The organism is Streptomyces sp. NPDC026394 (assembly GCF_055567735.1).
Genome location: NZ_JBVHPX010000056.1, coordinates 1 through 5616, shown reverse-complemented (window position 1 = coordinate 5616; position 5616 = coordinate 1). Strand labels below are relative to the sequence as shown.

Annotated in this window: 5 protein-coding genes and 1 pseudogene; 4 read left to right on the top strand and 2 right to left on the bottom strand. The window is 67.2% G+C overall.

Annotated elements, in window-relative coordinates:
- Window positions 1–222: 222 nt before the first annotated feature.
- The 4 genes and pseudogenes from ACZ4QV_RS42195 to ACZ4QV_RS42180 form a co-directional block, all read left to right on the top strand.
- On the top strand, window positions 223–972 hold the full coding sequence (locus ACZ4QV_RS42195) for a transposase (protein WP_467764535.1): 750 nt from the start codon (window positions 223–225) through the stop codon (window positions 970–972).
- A 435-nt stretch (window positions 973–1407) separates the two neighbouring features.
- Window positions 1408–1569: a hypothetical protein gene (locus tag ACZ4QV_RS42190; protein WP_361592873.1), complete on the top strand. Its 162-nt coding sequence runs from the start codon at window positions 1408–1410 to the stop codon at window positions 1567–1569.
- Window positions 1566–3017: a glycosyltransferase gene (locus ACZ4QV_RS42185; protein WP_361592870.1), complete on the top strand. Its 1452-nt coding sequence runs from the start codon at window positions 1566–1568 to the stop codon at window positions 3015–3017. Before ACZ4QV_RS42190 ends, ACZ4QV_RS42185 begins: the two co-directional genes overlap by 4 nt.
- Before the next feature lie 342 nt (window positions 3018–3359).
- Window positions 3360–3497: pseudogene (locus tag ACZ4QV_RS42180) on the top strand (IS5/IS1182 family transposase); the annotation flags it as partial.
- Between the two features lie 676 nt (window positions 3498–4173).
- Here ACZ4QV_RS42180 and ACZ4QV_RS42175 read toward each other — a convergent pair.
- Complete coding sequence (locus ACZ4QV_RS42175) at window positions 4174–4596, bottom strand: hypothetical protein (RefSeq protein WP_467764534.1); 423 nt, start codon at window positions 4594–4596, stop codon at window positions 4174–4176.
- Entirely contained in the window at window positions 4593–5423 is an 831-nt protein-coding gene (locus tag ACZ4QV_RS42170) for an IS5 family transposase (protein WP_361592864.1), read from the bottom strand. Before ACZ4QV_RS42170 ends, ACZ4QV_RS42175 begins: the two co-directional genes overlap by 4 nt.
- Between the last annotated feature and the right edge of the window lie 193 nt (window positions 5424–5616).

The following is a 5616-nucleotide window of genomic DNA, read 5'->3' as shown; positions in this document are numbered from 1 at the left end:
CGACTCCCGGCGCTGACGCCCCATGACAGTCAACCCACCCCCATCCGCGTATCTCACACACCCCGGAATACAGCCAACACCCCAGCCCCATCAGTGAGCGTTTTCAACGTGGCCACTGATCTGATGACGCCGGTGAGGTTGAGGTGAGGGCCGCAACGCACGAGGCCCCCGTGCCGTTGGAGGAGGTGTTCGAAGTCTCAATCCGCTGGCACAGGAGTCCTGTTGGTTCCCTATCCTGCCGCACTCGACCTCCCGCATCCCCTTGTCGAGTGGGTCACGATGCTCGTCGTCACCCGTGAGGGCGACCGACGGTGCAAGCTCCCGCCGCACCAGCGTGCGCTCGTCGCTCTGGTGTACCTGCGCCGCCACGACACCCTCCCCCGGATCGCGGCCGGCTTCGGGATATCCGTCGGCACCGCCCACGCGTATGTCACCGCCGTGACCGCCTTGCTCGCCGACCGGGCCCCGGGCCTGCTCAAAACTCTGCGCGAGCGTGATCCGGAGTTCGTCCTGCTTGACGGGACGCTGGCCGAATGCGACCGCGTCGGCGACAGCCGGGCCGATTACTCAGCCAAGCACCGCCGTCACGGCGTGAATGTGCAGGTCGTCACGGACCCCGCCGGTGAGGTGCTGTGGATCTCGCCCGCGCTGCCGGGCCGCACCCACGACCTGACGGCGGCCCGCACCCACCGCATCATCCGGATCTGCGAACGCCAGGGCGTCCCGGTCCTCGCCGACCGCGCCTCCCAGGGCGCCGGCCCCTGGGTGACCACCGGGCTCAAACGCCCACCGGGCGGTGAGCTCACCCTCACCCAGCGCACCGTCAACCGGGCCCTGGCCGCAATGAGGGCACCAGTCGAACGCGGCATGGCACGGCTGAAGTCCTGGCAGATCTTTCGCAGATCCCGCATCAGCCCCAACCGCATGACCGTCATCGCCAAAGCTGTCCTCACCCTGGAGAGGCAACGCTGAAAACGCTCACTGATCGGCAGGCCCCTAACGAGACACACCCCTGCCAGCCCGGTACCGACAACGCACCGTCCCCGGCCAACGGGCGACACCGTGTGATCAAGACACCCCGGTCAGAAGTCTCATGAGTCAGACCCCGGACCAGGGACAGCACCCACCCGTCCTCCGGCCCCTCACGGCACGTGGACCCCCTGCGTTCGAACCCGACCGCCATTCGGGCATGTCCCGCGAACCCATCGGGACCGTCGCCTCGGAGCCATTGGCACTCCGCCGCCTCCCCCCGAGAGCTGGGGGTTGCGCTCAAGGCACCGAGCATGCAGTCTAGCGATTCACCCATTTAGGTGCCTTTGTCCGAATCTTCGCCATGCCTGCCGCCCTGGTGATCGCGGTGGGCGGGTGCGGAGGGAACGTCACACTTTGAGTAAGGGGAGCGCTGCTATGCCTTATGCGTCGATCACGGGTGGTGGCGGCACGCTAGCCGCCACCGGCCTGGCCACCGGGCAGATATGGCTGGTCGTGACCAGCCTCTCGGCCGTGCTGCTCGGCGCCCTGGCCGTACGGGCCGGATTCCGCCGCGGACGCGGGCCGATGGAACCGTGACCGCGCCCCTCCAGGGACGGGGCTCCGCCGCGATGGTGACGGGCCCCGCCCCGGCCGTGACCGAGCCGTGGCCGGGGGTGGCAGAGCTGCCCCGGGCGCGGCACCTGTCTTCCCGTGGGCTCGTCCTGCTGGGTGCGCTGCCGCTGACCGTGTTCCTGGCCTGGGGCGTCGCGCACGCCGTCAGCCTGATCGCCTCCCTGACCACCGGGCACACCGGCAGCATGGCACTGCCCTGGCTGGTGTCGTTCCTGCTGCTCTGGTGGGTGCCGGTGTCCTGGCTGGAGCGCCCCCGCACCGCCTCGCCCAAGGCGCAGGCGGACCTCGACGCGCTGAAGGTCACCGTGCAGATTCCGGTCTACAACGAGGCCCCGGACGCCCTGAGCGCCTGCCTGCACTCCGTGCTCGTCCAGTCCAGGTTCGTCGACCGCATCCGCGTCGTCGACGACGGCTCCGTCCACGACGACGGCACCCCCATGACGTACGCCGACGTACGCGCCGAACTGTTCGCGCGGGCCGCAGCATACGGTGTCGAGGTCACCTGGGACCGCACCACCAACCGGGGCAAGCGGCACGCCCAGATGCACGTGCTCACCCACGACGACGCAGACATCTTCGTCACCCTCGACAGCGACTCCGTACTCGACCCGGACGCCGTCGCCGAGGGCCTGAAGCCCTTCGCCGACCCGAAAGTTACCTCCGTCGCGGGCCAGGTCGTCGTCCTCAACCACGACGCCAACGCGCTGACCCGGATGATCAACCTGCTCTATCTCCCCTTCACCCGCGGCCTGCGCAGCGCCCAGTCAGTGCTCGGCCGGGTCACCATCAACTCCGGCACTCTCGCCTTCTACCGCGCCCACATCGTCCGCGACGCAGCCGGGGCCTACGAGCACGAGAAGTTCCGGGGTCGACCCATGCAGATGAACGACGACTCCATGCTCACCTTCTACGGCCTGCTCGCCGGCGATACCGTGCACCAGCCCTCTTCGCTGGTGTTCACCCTCGCACCCGAGCGCTGGCGGCACTACCTGCGCCAGCAGATGCGCTGGATGCGCGGCACAACCGTGCGTCACCTGTGGTGGCTGCGCTACATGCCCGCGAACGGCATCGTCTTCTGGACCACTGTCGCCGAGTACGTCCACATCGCCCTCGGCCTTGCCATCCCGGTCGCCGTGCTCGCCGACCCGGACCTGCGCGGCCACCTCGGAACCCTCGCCGCCTACGGCATCGTGATCGGTACCGTCATGAGCTACCTCATGGCCCTGCGCCTGTTCACCGTCCGCCGCACCGATATGACCCTCCGCCAGTCGCTCCTGCTGTTCACTCTCGCCCCGCTCACCATGCTCTGGCGCGCCCTGGTTCTGCGCCCGATGTACCTGTACGCCATGGCCACCTGCCACCGCATCAACCGCTGGGGCACCCGCGACAGGGTCGAGGTCGGCCTCGGCTGACCACTCCCCAGGCCGGCACCACGGCTGGGGTGGTGTTGTGGACCGCCCAGGAGCGTCCAGCTTGCCGCGCATCCAGATGTCTTTGACGTACTCCAGCGCCTTGTCCCGATGCCCGGCCGCGGTGATCCGGTAGAACCCCAGCTGCCGGAACAACGGCAGCACCTCCTTATTGAGGTCTTCTCGGTAACGTGGCGGGTGCGGTGCGTGACGGTCCGCCAGTGGGCACACCTCGGCTGATCTGGCGCCAGAAACACGTGAGGCCCCTGGTGGGAACAGGTCGACGAAGATCAAGTTCCGCACGCCAGAGGGCCGCATGCGTTGACCAGTATCACCTGCACCGCCATGCTCGATGTCCGCAGGGCAACCGCCGGACAGCGTGAGCGCCTCGGTACGCGCAAGGGCACTCGCGCACTCGACCCGTTCAGGCAGGCGGTCCTGGTGCTGCGCTGGTTCATCGACGGGAGCCGGCTGGCCCAACTCACCTGCAGAAGCTGCGGAGCATCGGTGCGTTGGGTAAACCCTTGTTCGCCCTGCTCGACAGCTTCGGCGGACCAGACATCCCTTTCCAGCTTCTGCAGGAGTGGGGGCGTTACCCAAGCACCGAGGTGAGGGTGACTTTCGAGCCCGCCTACCTCACGCGGTTCGCAGCCTCCCTCGCACAAGTTCACGTTCCTGCGCGGGCACTACCGAGCCACGCTGCGCCAGACCCGCTTCACCCACACGCCGTACTACCTGTTCTTCGGCACCCAGCACGAACTGGGCCTGGAGAAAATGCTGCGACGCATCCTGCGCGACTTCATCTCCGAAGCTCCCGACGGGCGAACCGTCCTTGATCTCAAGCGATACGCCCTCCTGGAAACCGTCTACCGGACCGCCCAAGTGAGCGACGCCGTCCGGCAGTTACGCGACGGTCCTCGCCGGAGCAGGCCGACGAGGACCGTCGTATCAGGTGCCTGTCTACGCAGAACCCCGGTCAGCCCAAGCCCCCAGAAGCACCTCAGCTGTCACCGGCGTGTCACCAACCCCGTAGACGCTCCCGGACCACAGGGAACCCGCCTACGCAAACGGCGTCGTTTCAGAGTGCGGTTCGTGCCGTGATGCCTGATTCGCGATGAGGTCTGGGTGAGGTGCCCTGCTCGGCGGGGTGGACTTGTCCTCAAGGGTGGGGCTGGGTGAACAAGCCGGGCTCGGGTTCGGTGAGGATGCCGCGGTCTACCAGGCGTTTCAGCTTGGACCGGATGCCCTCGGTGTTCTTCGGCAGGATCGGCAGGTCGAGTGCCTCGCAGATGTCGCGGGCCCGCATCGGTCGGCCGGTGTCGGCGAGTGCGGCGAGAATCTGCTGGTACGCCGAGTGGTCGGGCACCTCGGGACGGGGTTCCTGTTCGGCGGGCTCCGGCCGGGGAATGGCCAGGAGGGTCTTACGGGTGATGCGCACGTTCTCGATCTCCGCGTGGACTTCTCCGAGAAGCGCGGTGAGGTCCTCGATGGAGGAGCTCAACTGCCCGGCCTGTTCGCCGAGTTCACCCTCACGCGCTTCGAGGTAGGTCAGTACGTCGCTGAGCTGCGGGCCCTCGCTCATGCGGTCCTCCAGGAGGGGAGTGTGGCGCCGGTGAGGCGGCGGGCCATGACCGATGTCATCGCCCAGAACACGCGGGAGCGGGAGGTGGCGAGCCGGTGCTCGTAGTCACGGACCAGACGCCGGTAGAACATCAAGATCCCGTTCGTCTGCTCCACGATCCACCGCTTGGCCTGCGGGACGAAGCCGGTGTCGGCCGGGTTGCGCTCGACGATCTCGACGTCGATACCCAGGGTCTTGCCGTGGTCGACGACGCTCTTCTTGAACCCCTGGTCGACCAGGGCCTTCTTGACGGTGCCCATCTGAGCGGCCACGCCGTTCAGCAGGGCGATGCCCGCGGTGTTGTCGTGCGCGGACGCCGGCAGGGCGACGGCCTCGACGACGAGGCCCAGCACATCCACGGCCAGGCATCTCTTCCTGCCCGGCACCCTTTTCGAGGCGTCCTTGCCGGTCGTGTCGGCCGGGACGACGACGGCCGCATGGATGCTCTGGGTGTCCAGGACCACCAGGCTCGGGTCGGCTAACCGCTTCCGGCTCTCGCGCAACTGCCAACGCAGGAGGTCGTGCACGGTCTGGTCGGTGCCATCGTCACGCCAGGCGGCGAAGTAGTAGTACGTCGCGCTCTTCGGCGGCAGATCATGCGGCAGGTACTCCCACTGACAGCCGGTTCGGTTCTGGTAGAGGATCGTGTTGACGATCTCCCGCATCTCGTATTTGCCCTGATGGCTGGTGGCCGAGGGATGCTCGGCCTTCCAGGCGCTGATCACGGGCTCGACCAACTGCCACTGCTCGTCCGTGAGATCACTCGGGTACGGATTGCGACCACTCATCCCGCCACCCAAGCGACCCCCGAACGCCCGACCGGCAAAGACGCTCCAATCCCACCCCATCGAGCGACACCAAACCTCGCATTACTGCGCGAACCGCACTCTCAGAGGATGTTCTTGTCGATTACGTGCAGGTTTAGGCGTTTCGTCGGGCACCCAGTATCAACTGGTTGGTACCTATTCACGGCGAATGTGC